The 19190-nt window shown below is 66.6% G+C and carries 1 protein-coding gene (cut by a window edge); it reads right to left on the bottom strand.

Translation table 11 applies throughout. The features are described from left to right. Window positions 1-19190 carry the 5' portion of a tandem-95 repeat protein gene (locus HT579_12225; GenBank protein QKS29605.1) on the bottom strand. The gene continues 24733 nt to the left of window position 1, outside the view, so 19190 of the gene's 43923 nt are visible here — the first part of the coding sequence; the start codon lies at window positions 19188-19190; its stop codon lies beyond the left edge, outside the window.

Here is a 19190-nt window from a genome sequence, read left to right as displayed (position 1 = left end):
AAAAAGTCGACCAGGTTGCCGCTGGTGGTGATCTGGTCGCTCGCCGGGCCGAGCAGGATGCCGGTGGCGAGAACACTTTGCAGGCTGATCGCCCGGGCGTCGTCGCGCAGCGGCGGCACGGCTTCCTGCGGGCGCAACAACCCGCCGCTTTCGAGCGCCGCGAGATACGCGGCGACCCAGTCATCCGGATTGGCTGTGAGAACCTGCAGGGCGGGCACTGCCGTCGCATCGGCAAGAATCGCGCTGCGCAGCTTCAACGCCTCGGTCATCTGCTCCGCAATGAACTCTTCGCGCGTCATCGCCGTCGCCGCGGCGACGACGTTGAAGCGGAACGGAATGAACGCTTCGAGGCCCTCGTTCGGGAACTTGAGCGACGCCTTGATCATCGCCGGAAGATCGAGCGCGGCGAAGGCGTCGGCCAGCGCGGGCATCTTCTGCTCGAGTTCCGAGCGCAACTGGTCCCACCACTGGTCGAGACCGGCGCCATCGTCGGCGAGCAGTGCGTCGAGATTCGGGAACACACTGGCGAGACGACTCTTCAGTGCCGGGTACTCGCGATCCCACATCTCCTTCAGACCCGGATAGGTCGCGACGTTGAAGGTCAGGCCGGTGAAGTCGCCGGCGCCGACGTCGAGCAGGTAGCCGGGTGCCAGGACGCGGCCGCCGGTGTTGACTTCGGAGACGAGACTCGCCCACGGAATGTCCGCGGACCCGCCGTCCGGCGCGCCACGCAGGTTGGTCACCGTCGAGACATACGGCAGACCGAAGATCAGCGGGTTTTGCCCCATCTCGGGGCTGCCGAACTCGAACTTGACGTAGGGCGTGTCGATGTTCGTCAGGCTCTGGAAGGCGACGCCGTAGGTCGCCACGTCGCCGGCGAGGACGACGCGCGGACCGCCGATGCCGACCGTCACTTCGGGTTCGATCGCGCGCTCGACCAGGTAGCGGTACGGTTCGACGACGCGCTTGCCGTTCGGGTTGATCACCTCGAGGTCGTACTGACCGCGCGGCACGGCGGAGAAGTCGAACAGCGCGATGATCTTCGTGCTGTCGACGACCTGCACGCGCAGCGGTTCGACCTCGGCGATGTCCGGCCGGACGAGCTTGACGACGGCACCGGGAGTGAAGCGCGCGCCGGTGATCGTCACCGTGACGTGACCGGAATCGCCGCCGCGGTCCTGTTTGATGCCGGCGATCGCCAGCGGCACGACCTCGGCGAGGAGCCGTACCGGCGTGGCCGGCGCGGGCTCCTGGTGGCCGCGGATGAGGACGTAGTAGCTGCCGGCCTTGGTGTTGGGGATGACCGCGATCTGGTTCGGCTGCAGCGGATCCTGGTACATCGCGTCGAAAGCGATTCCCGACGGGATGTCGCCGTAGCGCAGGAAGATCTCGTTCGCCCCGCTCGCCGCCGGACTCGTGAGGCGAACGCGCAGCGTCTCGTCCGGCCCGACGTCGAGCCGATAGACGCGCACCTGGTTCTGGTCGAGCGTCGTGTCGAGAGCCACGCCGAGATGCAACTCGTCGACGGTGATCGTCAGCGGATCCGGCGACGCCGCACGGTTGTTGGCCTCGTCCGCCCCTTCGTAGACCTGGTTGTAGATGTCGGTGCGGACGATCACCCGGTACTGGCCGTCGGCGAGTGGCGGCACCTGCGCCTGCAGCGCGCCGGCGTAGCTCTGCCCCGGCAGCAGGGTGCCGTTGTGGTCGAACTTGCCGAGCAGGCGGTCGCCGACATCCCATACGGTGTCGCGCGAGAGGTAGACGGCGTCGGTCCACGCGCCTTCGGATGCTTCGTTGCCGTGGTTGCTGACCGTCCAGGAGACCTGCAACGGCGCGCCGGCCACCGCCCCGGCGCTGGTCGTGATGCCGTCGATCTGCAGATCGCTCGGCGGCTTGAGTTCGATCAGCAGCGGCTGGGCGCTGGCAGTCGCGTTGTCGGTCTCGCTGCTCAGTTCGAAGACGCTGCCGCGTTGCGAGCCGCGTGCCGGGTCGGTGACGACGAAGACGTAGAAGGGCCCGACGATGTCGCCGGGAAGGGTCAGCGAGAGCGACTCGCCGTAGCTGGCGCCAGCCGCCAGGGCGCCGCTGTGGGCGCGGCTCCCGAGGTAGCGGTCGGCCTGGAAATCGAGGAAGCGATCGCGCGACAGATAGAACTCGTCGGTCCACGTGGTCTGCGTCGGCGGCGTGGCGCCGGTGCCGACATTGCTCACTTCGTAGCTGAGATCAAACTTCTGGCCAACAGTGGCGCGTTGCGGGATCGCTACGGCCGTCACCTGCAGGTTCGGTGGCTCATGCAGCGAAATCGTCAGCGGGTGCACGGCGAGATTGTCGCCTTCGTCCTGGAATTCCAGTACGGCGTTGCCGTCGTCGGTGACGATCAGCAGGTGGTAGCTGCCGTCGATGCCTTCCGGCAGCGTGACGGTCGCCTGCGCGGCGTACGCTCCGCCCGCTGGCACCGCTCCTGAATGGGCGACATCCGCCAGGCGAACATCCCCACGATCGAGCGACGGGTCGCGCGACAGGTAAACCGAATCGGTCCAGTAGGACTGGCGTGTCTCGCGCGTACCGGCGTTGTCTACGTTCCAGCTCAGGCTCACCTGCTGGCCGGAAATCGCCTGATCGGCGGTGACCAGCCCGGAAATCTCGAGGTCGGGCTCCCGGTAGGTCACCGGGATCGTCTGCCTGGCGTAGTTGCCGGACATGATCTCGTAGCCTTGGCGCTCGTAGTTGCCAAAACGCTGACCACCGCCCTGATCGACATAAACGTGTGCGAACCACTGCTGCCGGATGCCTGGCCGCAGCATCACCGAAGCGCTGCGGGTGTAACTCTCGCCCGCCGCCAGGGCTGGTGAGTTGCCCTGCACGAACTGGCCAACCCTGATCGCGCGGTCGCGGTAGAACTTGCTGCTGATGTCGAAGACCGGGTCCGGAGAAACCCAGACCTCGTCGAGCCAGTAGCTGGTGCCCGACCAGACGTCGGCGCCGACGTTGGTGACGGTCCATTCGACGGTCGTCGTTTCGCCGGAGAAGTTCTGCCGCGGCACGACAACCGAGCTGATCGTCAGATCGGCAGGGACGCGCGGAACGACCAGCGTGTCGGCGGACAACTGGTTGTTTTCCTCGTCCACTTCACCGACATCGCCCTGCTGGCTGCGCTGGCGACTGCTGTCGGTGACGACAATCACGTACATCCCCTCGGTCGGCGGCTGCAGCAGGAAGCTCTGCTCGACCGTATAGCTGGCTCCGGGCAGCAGCGAGTCGCCGCGCGCAACGCTGCCAACAACGATCGTGTTCTGGTCGAAGGTCAGGAATGGCGCGGGCGACAGATAGACGGTGTCGGTCCAGCCCGCTTGAGCGGTTGCCGCACCGTCACCGATGTTCTCGACCGTCCATCGGACCTTGAACAGCTCGCCACCGGTGCCGGTCGCATCGCTGACGACCGAAGTGACCGTCAGATCCGGCGTGAGAACAGGGGTGGCCGGCGGTGGGTTCGCTGGCTCGACGATGACCTGCACCGCCCGCGCCTTGTAGTTGTTGTTGTCGATCTCGTTCGGATCGTCGGGGTTGGTATTGGATGACAGCGTGTCCTCGAGAACGACGTCGTAGGCGTCACTCCAGACGGTCAGGTAGTAGGTGTTGATGCCGGCGGTCAAGTTGCTTGGCAGCGTCACCTGGACGCTGTTGTCGTAGCCCTCGCCGGTCGCCAGCGCGCCGTTGTGCGCGAAGGTGCCGAGCAGGACCGCACCGTTCGCCGGGCTCGGCCGGCGCTTGTCGCGTGTCAGCCAGACAGTGTCGTGCCATTGGTCGGAATAGGTGGGCGCCGAACCCTTGTTCGTCACCGTGTAGCGCACTTCGAGCTGCGAACCCGCCTGCGCGCGGTTCGGCGCGACGACGTTGCTGGTCACGAGGTCGCCAAAGGCCCGCGGATCGACGCGCACGGTGGCGAGACGAACGTTGTTGCCATCGTTCGGGTATTCGTCCAGAGCTCCACCCGCGTCGGTAACGGCAATCAGGTAGACATCGCCGCGATAGCGGATCGGCACGATGACGCTGCCGGCGTCGGTCGCGTAGCGCTCGCCCGGCAACAACGCCGAGCCGTTCTGGAACGGGCCGAAGGCAATGTCGTCACCGCTCGGCTGGCTGTCGAGCGAGAGATAGAGGCGATCCTGCCAGTGCGGCACCGTCGTCTCGCTCGTCCCCTGGTTGATGACCTCGAAACGGGCCGACAGCGTGCCGCCGGCGGTGACGACCGCCGGTGCGTCGATCAGCGCGACCTGAAGATCGGCGCGGGGCCGCAGGCTGACGGTGACCGCCGACTCGTCGGTCGTCACGTTGTTCTCGGCGAGGCCGCCGTGTTCGTAGAGCGAGCGGCTGCTGTTGGTGGACACCACCACCTGATAGGACCCGGTGATCCGTTCGGGCAGGCGGAACTGCTCGGTGCGCGTGTAGTGCGTGCCGGCCTGCAGCGGCGCCGAATAGCTGAAATAGCCGAGCGTGATCGCCGAGGCAGCCGAACTGCCGACGGGTTTGAGGACGAGCTGGTCGGTCCATGTGCCCAGTGCGTCGCCCTGCCCCTGGTTCTCGATTGTCCAGGTGACGTCGAGCAGCCCGCCATCCTGCACCGACGGCGTTGCCTGAATGTCGGCAACCTGCAGATCGGGCGACGGCGAGAAGGTCACCTGCAGTGGGCGGCTGTGCTGGTTGTTGTCCCGGTACAGAAACTCGAACGGCGGTGCGGACGTCGACGTCAACCCCCCGGCCGCAGCCTTCACGACGGCGTAGACGGTTCCACTCAAGCCTTCCGGCAGCGTGATCTCGGCATGGCGCGTGTACGTTCCACCGGGCGCCATGACGCCAAGGTGGCCATACAGGCCGTAATCGCGCAGGACATCGTTAGCATCGGCATCGCGCGCGAGCAACAGTCGATCCGCCCATTCGAAGCTGGAAGTGCTGCTGATTCCCTGGTTGGCCACCGTCCAGCTCACCTGCACCGGCTTGCCGCTGTAGCCGTCTGCTGTCTGGATCTGAGTGACCTGCAGATCGGCGTAGCCGCTCGGCATCACATCGACGGTTGCCGGCGCCGAAGCCAGGTTGTTGGCCTCCGACAGGTTCTCGAAAACCTGTCCCAGGCCGTCGCTGCGTACCGAAATGATGAAGCGGCCCTCCATCGCGGCCGGCAGCAGGATCGTCTCCGTGCGCGTGTAACTCTCGCCGACCTCGAGCTTGCCCTGATGCGCGACGCTGGCGACGACCCGGTCGCCGGCGAGAATGTGGTCGACCCACTCGTGCGTGCCGCCGGCGGCGATGCCGACGTTGGTCACTTTCCAGCTGACCGTGAGCGGCGCCGGATCGCCGATCGCCATCGCCGCACCGACGCTGACGTCCGAGGTCATCAGGTCGGCGAAAGGCGCCATCATGACGACCAGCGACGTGCTGCGCTGGTTGTTCACCTCGGCCTGATACTCCTTGACCTGGCTCCCGGAATCGGTGACGGCGATCAGGTAATACACGGCCGGGCCGAGCAGATCGATCGGCAGCTTGACGTCGGTCTGCACAGAATAGCTGCCGCCGGCGGCGAGCGGGCCCGTCCGCGGCAGTGTCGCCAGCAGGCGGTCAGCGGCGTCAAGGGTTGTATCGGTGGAGACGTAGAGCTGATCGCTCCAGCTCCCGCGCGCGGCGGCGGTACCGGTGTTGCGCACCGTCCAGTTGACGGTGATGACGTCGCCGGCAGTCGTCAGTTTCGGCGCCGAGAGCTTGCCGACGCTGAGGTCGGGGTGCACGATGCCCACCGTGCCTTGCGAGGCGAAGGGGTTGTCGGCCTCGCCCGCCTGCCCTTCGAACAGCTCGTCGTCGGCATCGGTGACGACGACGAAACGATAATTGCCGTCTACGACGTCCGGCAGCTTGATGTCGGCAGAGGCCGAGTACAGGTTGTTGATGCCGAGCGCGCTGTGGCGCCGGACGCTGGCAAGCGCCGGACCATCCACGCGACCATCGACCGACATGTAGACGCGGTCGGTCCAGCCGCCGCGGGCCGGGAACTGGCCATCGTTGGTCACCGTCCAGGTGACGCGCGCAAAATCGCCCGCGTAGCCGGACGCCGGCCCGGCGACGCGCGTCACGCGCAGATTCGGCGCCGATGGCTCAGTGACGGTCAGCAGGTTCGCCGCCTGGCCCAGGTTGTTATTCTCGAAGCCGTCCTCATAGACTGCGCTGGCAGCGTCGGTGCCGACGAAGACGTGGAAGGTGCCCTGCAGTCGCTCGGGAAGGACAAAGGAACCGAACTCGCTGTAGCTCTCGCCGGGCGCGATGTCGCCGATGTGGGTGACCCGGCCGAGTTCCCGGTCGTTGGCGTCGAGCGTGTCGTCGGCAGACAGGATGACCCGCTCGACCCAGGCCTGGGCATGCGTTGCGTCCTGCCCCTGATTGCGTACCGTCCACGACACCTGGATCGTATCGCGCCCCTTGGCGTCGGCCGGGACGGAGACGGAATCGACCACCAGGTCGGAGAACGGCGTCAGCAGCGAGACAGCCACCGGCGTGGAGGCGTTGTTGCTCTCGGCGGCGCCTCCCTCGTAGACCTGGCTCTGCGCGTCGGTGCGCACGAACAGCCGATAATCGCCGGCGACGCCGATCGGCAGGGTCAGCGTTTCGCCGCGGGTGTAGCTTTCGCCGGCGAACAGCGAACCGAAGCGCGTGAAGCTGCCGACCACCTGGTCGTCGCTGTCACCGAGAACCGCGTTGCGCGAGAGGACGACCTGATCGCTCCAGGTCGCCGCCAGCGAACCGCGCTGGCCGTCGTTGGTCACCGTCCAACTGATCGGCACGCGCACCGGGAAGCCCTGGATCAGGCCGCTGGGAACGCTCACCTGGACGACCTGCAGATCGGCGTGCTGCATGCCGATCGTCGACAGCGACGCGGTCAGGTTGTTGCCCTCGCTGACACTGCCAGCCTTGCCTTCGAAGACGGCGTCGGCAGCGTCGGTGCTGATCACGATGCGGTAGTTGCCGTCCGCGACACGCGGCAGCGCCACGTTGGCGCTCTGGTTGTAGCTGCTGCCGACTGCCAGCCCGCCGTCGTGGCGCACTTCGCCGAGCAGGGTTGCGCCGGTCAGGGTGCCGTCCGCAGAGAGATGGATGCGATCGACCCACGAGCCCTCGGCGTTGCCGAGGCCGGCGTTGGTCACCGTCCACGAGACCGCGACGGTACGGTCGGGCTGCCCCTCGGCGGGGACGACGATCGTCGGCACGACGCGCAGGTCGGGCGCCGGCTTCGGCAGCACGTCGAGCGGCCGGCTGCCCTGGTTGTTGGCGCGCCGGCCGTCCTCATAGACGGCGCTGGCGTGGTCGGTGACGACGATGATGTGGAACGGGCCGTCGATGCCGTTGGGGAGAACCGGCGCGGCGCGGCCGGTGTAGGTCCCACCGAGCGGAACGACGCCACTGTGTGGCACCGTGACGAGCAGCGTATCGCTGCCATCGAGGACGTTGTCGGCCGACAGGTAGACGGCGTCCATCCACGTGCTGTTCACGCTGGTCGCGTGGATGCCGACGTTGCTGACCTCCCACGACAACTGCACCGGCGTGCCGCTCGCGCCACCGGTCTGCGGCACGGTCACCGAGTCGACGGTGAAGTCGGCATACGAGGTGAGCAGGTCGACGGCCTCGAGTGCGGAAGCGTTGTTCGTTTCATCCGCCGCCTCGAAGACGTGGCTGGCGCCATCGGCAACGATGTACAGGTGGTACTGGCCCTTGACGCCGAGCGGCAGCGAGACGGTGCGCGTCTGGGTGGCGCTCTCGCCGGGCTGCAGCGCCCCATTGCGCAGGAAGCTGCCGACGCGGACATCGTCGGCGTTGCCGATGATCGCGTCCTGCGACAGGAAGACGTGGTCCTGCCACGCGCCAGGGATCGTCGGCCGCTGGCCAGCGTTGGTCGCCGTCCAGGTGACGGGAACATCGATCGGGTAACCGACCAGTTGCTGGTCGGGCGCGGAGATCGCCGACACCCGCAGGTCGGCGTGCGCAAACACCATCGTCCCCGCCGAAACGGTGACGTTGTCGCCTTCGTCGAAGCGTTCGTGGACCTTCTTCGTCGCATCGGTCGAGACGACGATGCGGTAGGAACCATCGGCGACGCGCGGCAGCGTGACGTCGGCAAAGGCCGTGTAGCTCATCCCCGGAATGATGCCGCCGTCGCGCTGCACGCTGGCCAGCAGCGTCGCGCCGGTCAGCGATCCGTCGGCGGAGAGGAAGACCTGGTCGACCCACGGACCGATCGCATTGCCGGCGCCGGAGTTCTCGACCTGCCACGAAATCCGCACCCGCTGCTCGGGTTGCGCCTGCGCGGGCAGGTCGATCTGAGTGACATGCAGGTTGGGCACCGGGCGCAGCGTCACGTGCATCGGCGCCGCGGTGCGGCCGATGTTGTTCGGCTCGTCGAGTCCTTCGAAGACCTCGTAGTTGCTGTCGGCAGCGACGAAGATGTAGAAGTCGCCGGCATCATCGATCGGCAGTGTATAGACGCCGGCCTCACGGTAGGTTTCACCCTTGGGCAGCGCTTCGTCGTGGACCACGCGACCGAGTTCGACGTCGCCGGGGTCGAGGATGGCGTCCCGGGAGAGGATTACCCGGTCGCTCCAGGAGGCGTTCGGGGTATCCAGACCCGGATTGCGCACATCCCAGTAGACGACGATGTAGTCACCACTCCGGGCGGTCGCCGGAGCGCTGACGTTGGTCGTCTGCAGGTCGGGCAGCTCGCGTGGCTTCGTGACCAGGCTGATGCCGGTGGCGGTGACGTCGGTGGCGAACTCGAATGCGGCAGCGAAGTCGCTGGCGCCCCAGTCGCCGCTCCACCAGCCGACGAGGCCGGATGGGGGTGGGCTGGCCGGCGTCGTGCCCTTGCCGGCGCTGCCGGCGTCGTGAATGGCGAGGATTTCGTTGGCGGACAGTACTCGCGAATAAATCGACAGTTCGTCGATCCCGCCCTTGAAGAACTGTTCCTTGTTGCCACCTCGCTGGTGCGCACCGATCAGGGTTGAGATGGCGCGCGAGAGGACAGGCACCGATGCCGTCGCCCCCACCTCGACCCCGTTGACGTACAGACGCATGGTCGTCCCGTCGGACGTTCCGGCGACATGAGTCCATTGACCGAATGGAACCGCGTCCGCTGGCGTTTCAAGATACGAGTAGTTTGAATAGGAGGTTTCGATGATGAAATGCGCGTACTGCTTCTTCGACCCACCTCCCTGCGTCCCGTAATAGTTGAACCCCCAACCCGGCCCATTGATTGCGTTGTCGTAGTGCGTGATGAGACCGCTGGAAGGGTGCGACGATGGCTTGACCCAGAACTCGACGCTGAAAGCGCCACTGTTTTGCAGAGCTGGCGAGCTGGGGATCTCGACGTAGTCGTTTGCTCCGTCGAAGGCAAAGGCGGTATTGACGCGCCCCGGGACAAGGCCCACGCCATTGAACAGTCTGCCGTTGCTGCCTGGTAACTGATCGAGACCCTTCACGGCCGCAAACGCGCCATTCGCTGCCGCGTAAGTGAAGACCGGCTGGTTCAGCGCGTATGCTGGCGCCAAGCCGCCGCCGAGCTTGAGATCGAGCGTTCCGCCAAGGTGTGCTGTCCCGGTGACATCGATCTGGCCATGTTGCTGCGGCTGGTCTCCCGCAATGGCGATGCGCAGCGTTCCCAGCGAGGCGTTGGTCAGATCGCCATCAATGTGGATCGTGCCCCCAGCGCCGGAATCGAGTAGTCCCTCGTTTGGCGCCAGCCCTTGCACGCGCAACCGTCCACCAACCGAGGCACCGAGCGTGCCGCGATTGACTACCGAGTCGGCGTTGATCCGGACTTCCTGCCCGTCGGCATCGGCAACGATGCTCCCGTCGACGATCAGGTGCGAATCGCCACTGGCCGCACCGGGATCCTCACCGACGATGGCCGATGCGCCATGCACGTTGATCTTGGAGCCGACGGTCAGCGTTCCCCCACTCGCCAGCATCATGTTGCGACTGGCGCTGCCGCTGAAAACGATCGCACCCGTCCCACTGACCGTCTGATTTCCGGCAAACTCGAGCCGACGGTCGGCGCCCGCTGTGTCGGCCAGCAGCGTGACAGTCGCGTTCTGCAGCGTCAGACCGTTGACCACGCGTACCTGTCCACGAATGGTCGCCGCCAGACCTTGCAGCGTCGCCGCGTCGAGCGTCGCACCGCCGCTTTCGGCGGCGAGGATCGTGCCCGGGCCGCTGATCGTTCCTCGCACCACCGTGGTGCTTGGGTCGCCGGCAAGCACGAGCGTCCCCTTGACGTTCAGCGCATCGACGGCTGCCAGGCTGCCGCCCGACAGGCGCAGCGATTCTTCCAGCACCAGTTTCCCGACGAGATCGTCGCCAGCGGCATGTTCGACGGTCAGTGCCCACGGGACGTCGATCGTCACCGTATCGAGCGCGCCGGGAAGCGCATCGCGTGTCCAGTTCCGTGCATCGCTCCACGAAACCCCGTCGCCGCCGCCATCCCAGAAGACCACATGCGGCGGGAAAGCGAGCTGGATCGCCGACGCGGTCGCGTTGTTGCTTTCGACCATTTCGCTGATCGCCTTGCCGGCTTCGGTGTCGACGAACAGGAAGTACTCACCCTCCGACATGCTGTAGCCGGTCGGGATGTTGACCGTCGTCTGCGCGTCGTAGCCGCCGCCCTCGTCGAGCGCACCCGAATGCGCGACCGTCTTGAGCACGACATCGCCGGCATCGAGCACGGCATCGCGCGAAAGAACGATGCGGTCGCTCCAGTTGGCCACGCCGGTGGCCAGCGTCCCTAGGTTCTCGACCCGCCAAGAGAGCTGGATGTCGGAGCCGTTGAGGGCGGAAACGGGCGCGTTGAGCGAAGTGACGAGCAGGTCGGGACGCGGCAGGTCGATCCGGATCGGGCGCAGGAACGAACCGTTGTTGCCTTCGTGTTCTTCTTCGTAGACAGCGTCGAGAACGTCGGTCTGCAGGTAGAGGAAGAAGTCGCCCTCGATCCCCGCCGGCAAGCGGATCGTCTCAGAGCGGGTGTACGCTCCGCCGGCCAGCAGTTCGCCGGCACGGGCAAAGGTTCCCAACACGGTGTCGTCCCCGTCACCGCGCAACAGGTTGCGGCTCAGAATCAGACGATCCGCCCACTGCGCGACCGTACCGCCCGGGGTGCCGTCACCGGTCGTGCCGTCGCCGGTGTTGTCGACCGTCCACGAAACATTCACCAGGCGCCCGGCAATCCCCTTGGCCGGTGCCTGCAGGTCCGGGACTTCGAGATCGGCCGCAGGCGTGCGAGCGACGGCGATCGGCCCGCCGCTCTGACCAACGTTATTGCCTTCGAACAGGTACTCGAAAACGCCAAGACTGCTATCGGTCTGCACGAAGAACCAGTACGACCCGAACCGGCCTCGCGGCAGTTGCACGTCAGCGCCCGCGGAATAAGAGTCGCCGGCCGCCAACGCTCCGTTGTGCTGGACGGTTGCCAGAACTAAGTCATCGCCATCGCCGTAGCGCTCGTTCGCTGACAGGACCACACGGTCGCTCAAGGTCGACCGGTCCGTTTCGCCAGTGCCGGTGTTGGCAACGGTCCACTCGACGCGGATGGTTTCGCCACTGGAGCCACTGGCCGGGAAGGTGATCGCGGAGACGCCGAGATCGCCGTAGGTGACCTGCCCTGTTGGCCAGACAGCGACATCGAGCAGGTACTGGCCTCTCGAGCCGTTACCCGAAACGCCCTTGACGACGACGTAGTAAGTGTCGTCCGCGATGACGTCGAACCAAGCCGCCGCACCCAACACGTCGGTGCTGATCGCGACGACGACGTCCTTCGAGTTACGCAGTTCCAGCGCCGGGCGCAGTGTGCTGTTGTCGAGGATTCGGGTGCTGAGGAAGACCGACTCGCCGGCCTTTACCGCACCCAAGTTATAAACATCCTCGTCGGTGTTGCTCCCCGTCGCGGCCATGATCGCTCCGGCCACCGTTGCGGTGCGATGCGTTCCCGTCACCGCTAACGTCAGCGCATTGGCCCCGCCCGTGCTGTCGTTGCTGTAGTTGGGGTCGTACTCCTGCTGGATGCCGCGTGCCCGCTCCACGTGCAGCTCGTAGGGACCGCGGTATTCGCCCACGTAGTAGTTCTTCGACACCACCAGGTAATAGGTGCCGCTGGCCTGCGCCTGGTAGTTGCTGATGAATACGTCGTAATCCGGCCCGTAACCCTGGTTCTGACCGACGTCCCAGGTCACATTGCTGCCCGCCGGGTCGTACAGCCAGATCGCCGGATACAGCTCTCTCTGCGGACTGTCGACGCTGACCGATATCCGGTCGTCTTTCTGCAGCTCGATGCGCCAGACGTCCAGATCGCTGTAGTCGTTGCCGTAGGCCGGATCGAGCCGCCCCAGCGCACGCCCGATCGCCAGCCCGCTGCCCGCCGGATCCTCGTTCAACTGCAACAGCGGCGCCTGCGGCCCGAAGCCGCCCCGCTCGAGCTGGTAGCCCGCCGGCTGCGTCACCGTGAAGTAGCGCCGATAGGCATCACCCCCGGTGCCGTCGCCGTCGCCGTCCACCGCGTTGCCTGCCGGGTCCATGACCGTGGCGGTCACGCTGAAGCGGTAGCTGCCCGGCCCCAGCGTGCCTTCGTTGATGCGCAGCGTCGCCGCCGTGCCCGTGAAGCCGATCTGGCGCACGCTGTAGAGCACGTCGTCGGCCGTGTCGAAGCTGCCGTCAGCCCCCGCCTCGCGCAGATCGAAGGCGTTGGCGGCATTGGCCGGGTACGGGTCCAGGATGTCGGGCAGCCCGTCGGCATCGCTGTCAGCGCCCGCATCGTCGATCTCGATCACCCCCCAGCCGCCGCTGCCCAGGCCGGTGTTGCCGGTGTTGTACCAGAGCGCATTCCAGTTCAGGTACGCGTAGCTGTTGCCATCGGGCTGGCCCGGTCCCCAGTTGGTGTAGCTCACTGCTTCGCCGCTGGACCAGCGCATTCCGCTCGCCGTGCGGCTCATGCCCAGCCAGACGTACCACCCGCCCCAGCCGCCGAAGGTCTCGCTCACCCACGCCTGTTCGGCCGCATCGTTGATCGTCACCAGGTGCCCGCCCAGCCGCTGCGCCTCGGCTTCGGCCTCCGTCCAGCTCATCGAGCGCGGCGTCAGCGTGTAGGTGTGCCCGCCATAGCGCCATACGCCCTGCGTCCCCAGCACCGAGGTCGGGTCCAGCGCTTCGCTGAAATTCAGCCCCAGCGTCGGACCCGCCAGGTCATTGGCCCCCGGCTGCCGGAGGGCCAGCCGCGTCAGCTCGCCACGCGCGTTAGGCCCGCGGGTGACATCGCCAAACCAGACGGAGCTCGTCCCCGAGGACTTCGACATCGCCCCCGTGGCCACCACCGCCCCGTCCACCGACAGGCTGTAGCTGCCATCGGGTGTGCCCGAGAGCACGTAGTCGTGCAGCGCCGTGGTGTCGAGCGCCACCGTCGTGTTGCTCGCTCCGACAAGCAGCAACCCAGTCGCACCGAATTGCAGGTTGACGTAGTCGCTGCCGGTAAAGACGCCAAACGCGAACCCTAGGTGGTCCGAGGCGCTGCCGCCTTCTTCCTGCACCAGGCGCGCCTGCAGCGACAACTCGAAGGGCCGAGAGCCATCGACCACGTCGCTGCGCTGGTAGTACGCGTAGTACCCCCCCGTGCCCAGGCTGTTTTGCCGCAGCATGCTGCCGTCGGCCGTGAAGACGTTGGCCTCGGTCAACCCGTTGCTGGTGTAGGACCAACCCTGCTGGCTGGGCAGCCCGTTGAATGTCAGCCCAATGTCGGGCAAGCCCGTCAGCACCGTCACTCGCGGCGGCACCGGGTCGCTGATGTCGACATCCAGAAGGTATTGCCCGCGCGAGCCCGAACCACTGTTCGACTCGACCCGGGCGTAGATCACGCCATCCTGACTCAGGATCACCTTCGCATGCCCGTCGACGGCGTTGCCGTCCGTGTCGGGAAGCATCTGCCCAGAGGCGTCGAGCAGCACGACTTTCGGCGACAGCGTACCGTCGCCCGGCAGCCTCGTGGACAACTCGATGACGTTGCCCGCATTGAACAGACCGAGGTTATAGACATCCTCATCGGTGTTGCTCCCCGTCGCGGCCATGATCGCTCCGGCCACCGTTGCGGTGCGATGCGTTCCCGTCACCGCTAACGTCAGCGCATTGGCCCCGCCCGTGCTGTCGTTGCTGTAGTTGGGGTCGTACTCCTGCTGGATGCCGCGTGCCCGCTCCACGTGCAGCTCGTAGGGACCGCGGTATTCGCCCACGTAGTAGTTCTTCGACACCACCAGGTAATAGGTGCCGCTGGCCTGCGCCTGGTAGTTGCTGATGAATACGTCGTAATCCGGCCCGTAACCCTGGTTCTGACCGACGTCCCAGGTCACATTGCTGCCCGCCGGGTCGTACAGCCAGATCGCCGGATACAGCTCTCTCTGCGGACTGTCGACGCTGACCGATATCCGGTCGTCTTTCTGCAGCTCGATGCGCCAGACGTCCAGATCGCTGTAGTCGTTGCCGTAGGCCGGATCGAGCCGCCCCAGCGCACGCCCGATCGCCAGCCCGCTGCCCGCCGGATCCTCGTTCAACTGCAACAGCGGCGCCTGCGGCCCGAAGCCGCCCCGCTCGAGCTGGTAGCCCGCCGGCTGCGTCACCGTGAAGTAGCGCCGATAGGCATCACCCCCGGTGCCGTCGCCGTCGCCGTCCACCGCGTTGCCTGCCGGGTCCATGACCGTGGCGGTCACGCTGAAGCGGTAGCTGCCCGGCCCCAGCGTGCCTTCGTTGATGCGCAGCGTCGCCGCCGTGCCCGTGAAGCCGATCTGGCGCACGCTGTAGAGCACGTCGTCGGCCGTGTCGAAGCTGCCGTCAGCCCCCGCCTCGCGCAGATCGAAGGCGTTGGCGGCATTGGCCGGGTACGGGTCCAGGATGTCGGGCAGCCCGTCGGCATCGCTGTCAGCGCCCGCATCGTCGATCTCGATCACCCCCCAGCCGCCGCTGCCCAGGCCGGTGTTGCCGGTGTTGTACCAGAGCGCATTCCAGTTCAGGTACGCGTAGCTGTTGCCATCGGGCTGGCCCGGTCCCCAGTTGGTGTAGCTCACTGCTTCGCCGCTGGACCAGCGCATTCCGCTCGCCGTGCGGCTCATGCCCAGCCAGACGTACCACCCGCCCCAGCCGCCGAAGGTCTCGCTCACCCACGCCTGTTCGGCCGCATCGTTGATCGTCACCAGGTGCCCGCCCAGCCGCTGCGCCTCGGCTTCGGCCTCCGTCCAGCTCATCGAGCGCGGCGTCAGCGTGTAGGTGTGCCCGCCATAGCGCCATACGCCCTGCGTCCCCAGCACCGAGGTCGGGTCCAGCGCTTCGCTGAAATTCAGCCCCAGCGTCGGACCCGCCAGGTCATTGGCCCCCGGCTGCCGGAGGGCCAGCCGCGTCAGCTCGCCACGCGCGTTAGGCCCGCGGGTGACATCGCCAAACCAGACGGAGCTCGTCCCCGAGGACTTCGACATCGCCCCCGTGGCCACCACCGCCCCGTCCACCGACAGGCTGTAGCTGCCATCGGGTGTGCCCGAGAGCACGTAGTCGTGCAGCGCCGTGGTGTCGAGCGCCACCGTCGTGTTGCTCGCTCCGACAAGCAGCAACCCAGTCGCACCGAATTGCAGGTTGACGTAGTCGCTGCCGGTAAAGACGCCAAACGCGAACCCTAGGTGGTCCGAGGCGCTGCCGCCTTCTTCCTGCACCAGGCGCGCCTGCAGCGACAACTCGAAGGGCCGAGAGCCATCGACCACGTCGCTGCGCTGGTAGTACGCGTAGTACCCCCCCGTGCCCAGGCTGTTTTGCCGCAGCATGCTGCCGTCGGCCGTGAAGACGTTGGCCTCGGTCAACCCGTTGCTGGTGTAGGACCAACCCTGCTGGCTGGGCAGCCCGTTGAATGTCAGCCCAATGTCGGGCAAGCCCGTCAGCACCGTCACTCGCGGCGGCACCGGGTCGCTGATGTCGACATCCAGAAGGTATTGCCCGCGCGAGCCCGAACCACTGTTCGACTCGACCCGGGCGTAGATCACGCCATCCTGACTCAGGATCACCTTCGCATGCCCGTCGACGGCGTTGCCGTCCGTGTCGGGAAGCATCTGCCCAGAGGCGTCGAGCAGCACGACTTTCGGCGACAGCGTACCGTCGCCCGGCAGCCTCGTGGACAACTCGATGACGTTGCCCGCATTGAACAGACCGAGGTTATAGACATCCTCATCGGTGTTGCTCCCCGTCGCGGCCATGATCGCTCCGGCCACCGTTGCGGTGCGATGCGTTCCCGTCACCGCTAACGTCAGCGCATTGGCCCCGCCCGTGCTGTCGTTGCTGTAGTTGGGGTCGTACTCCTGCTGGATGCCGCGTGCCCGCTCCACGTGCAGCTCGTAGGGACCGCGGTATTCGCCCACGTAGTAGTTCTTCGACACCACCAGGTAATAGGTGCCGCTGGCCTGCGCCTGGTAGTTGCTGATGAATACGTCGTAATCCGGCCCGTAACCCTGGTTCTGACCGACGTCCCAGGTCACATTGCTGCCCGCCGGGTCGTACAGCCAGATCGCCGGATACAGCTCTCTCTGCGGACTGTCGACGCTGACCGATATCCGGTCGTCTTTCTGCAGCTCGATGCGCCAGACGTCCAGATCGCTGTAGTCGTTGCCGTAGGCCGGATCGAGCCGCCCCAGCGCACGCCCGATCGCCAGCCCGCTGCCCGCCGGATCCTCGTTCAACTGCAACAGCGGCGCCTGCGGCCCGAAGCCGCCCCGCTCGAGCTGGTAGCCCGCCGGCTGCGTCACCGTGAAGTAGCGCCGATAGGCATCACCCCCGGTGCCGTCGCCGTCGCCGTCCACCGCGTTGCCTGCCGGGTCCATGACCGTGGCGGTCACGCTGAAGCGGTAGCTGCCCGGCCCCAGCGTGCCTTCGTTGATGCGCAGCGTCGCCGCCGTGCCCGTGAAGCCGATCTGGCGCACGCTGTAGAGCACGTCGTCGGCCGTGTCGAAGCTGCCGTCAGCCCCCGCCTCGCGCAGATCGAAGGCGTTGGCGGCATTGGCCGGGTACGGGTCCAGGATGTCGGGCAGCCCGTCGGCATCGCTGTCAGCGCCCGCATCGTCGATCTCGATCACCCCCCAGCCGCCGCTGCCCAGGCCGGTGTTGCCGGTGTTGTACCAGAGCGCATTCCAGTTCAGGTACGCGTAGCTGTTGCCATCGGGCTGGCCCGGTCCCCAGTTGGTGTAGCTCACTGCTTCGCCGCTGGACCAGCGCATTCCGCTCGCCGTGCGGCTCATGCCCAGCCAGACGTACCACCCGCCCCAGCCGCCGAAGGTCTCGCTCACCCACGCCTGTTCGGCCGCATCGTTGATCGTCACCAGGTGCCCGCCCAGCCGCTGCGCCTCGGCTTCGGCCTCCGTCCAGCTCATCGAGCGCGGCGTCAGCGTGTAGGTGTGCCCGCCATAGCGCCATACGCCCTGCGTCCCCAGCACCGAGGTCGGGTCCAGCGCTTCGCTGAAATTCAGCCCCAGCGTCGGACCCGCCAGGTCATTGGCCCCCGGCTGCCGGAGGGCCAGCCGCGTCAGCTCGCCACGCGCGTTAGGCCCGCGGGTGACATCGCCAAACCAGACGGAGCTCGTCCCCGAGGACTTCGACATCGCCCCCGTGGCCACCACCGCCCCGTCCACCGACAGGCTGTAGCTGCCATCGGGTGTGCCCGAGAGCACGTAGTCGTGCAGCGCCGTGGTGTCGAGCGCCACCGTCGTGTTGCTCGCTCCGACAAGCAGCAACCCAGTCGCACCGAATTGCAGGTTGACGTAGTCGCTGCCGGTAAAGACGCCAAACGCGAACCCTAGGTGGTCCGAGGCGCTGCCGCCTTCTTCCTGCACCAGGCGCGCCTGCAGCGACAACTCGAAGGGCCGAGAGCCATCGACCACGTCGCTGCGCTGGTAGTACGCGTAGTACCCCCCCGTGCCCAGGCTGTTTTGCCGCAGCATGCTGCCGTCGGCCGTGAAGACGTTGGCCTCGGTCAACCCGTTGCTGGTGTAGGACCAACCCTGCTGGCTGGGCAGCCCGTTGAATGTCAGCCCAATGTCGGGCAAGCCCGTCAGCACCGTCACTCGCGGCGGCACCGGGTCGCTGATGTCGACATCCAGAAGGTATTGCCCGCGCGAGCCCGAACCACTGTTCGACTCGACCCGGGCGTAGATCACGCCATCCTGACTCAGGATCACCTTCGCATGCCCGTCGACGGCGTTGCCGTCCGTGTCGGGAAGCATCTGCCCAGAGGCGTCGAGCAGCACGACTTTCGGCGACAGCGTACCGTCGCCCGGCAGCCTCGTGGACAACTCGATGACGTTGCCCGCATTGAACAGACCGAGGTTATAGACATCCTCATCGGTGTTGCTCCCCGTCGCGGCCATGATCGTCCCGGATACCGTCGCCGTGCGGTGCCCCTGGCCACCTGCCAGGTTGAGGGGGTTCGCACCACCCACCGTGTCATTGCTGTAACTCGCATCCGACTCGTGCTGGACCCCCCGCGTCCGCTCGACGTGCAGTTCGTAGGCACCCGGCGTCGAGCTGTTGCTGTACCGGCCGACCTGGATGTAGTAGACGCCGGTCGCCTGCACCGTGTAGTGACTGATCGACGCGTCGTTGCCTGGGCCACTGTTGTCGTCCGACGTGATGCCGCTGCCGGTGCCGTCGTTCAGCGCGAGGTACGGGTCCATGTCGCTCGCAGGGGTGTCGACGCTGACCGAGATGACATCGCCCTGCTGCAGATCGAGCCGCCACCAGTCTGGATCGGACCAGTAGTCGCCACTCACCGCCGGTTCCTGCCGCCCTTCGGCGCGACCAATGGCGAGTCCGCTGCCCGCCGGGTCTTCGCTCAGGGGCAGCATCGTCGCCGTCAGCAACTGGTTGTTGTCGGGCTCGTTCTCCTGCAGCACGCTGGAGGCCGGCAGGACGCCGCCCGACAGGAGCAGCCGCTGCTCAAGCGCTTCGAAGTGGATCCGCTTGCCGGGCTGCCGCTCCACCGCGGCGCTCGGTTTGGCCTCGCGGCCGAACGGCCATGCGCTGCGCAACGCGTCGCGCAGAGCGCTGGCGACTCGCGAGAGATGGGGAGAGGGGAAGTCAAAAACTGGGGGACGGCGACCCAT

The organism is Candidatus Accumulibacter similis, assembly GCA_013347225.1.
In the GTDB taxonomy this organism is placed as follows: Bacteria; Pseudomonadota; Gammaproteobacteria; order Burkholderiales; family Rhodocyclaceae; genus Accumulibacter; species Accumulibacter similis.
The sequence above is the reverse complement of the archived record's forward strand: the minus strand, read 5'-3'. Positions and strand labels throughout refer to the sequence as shown.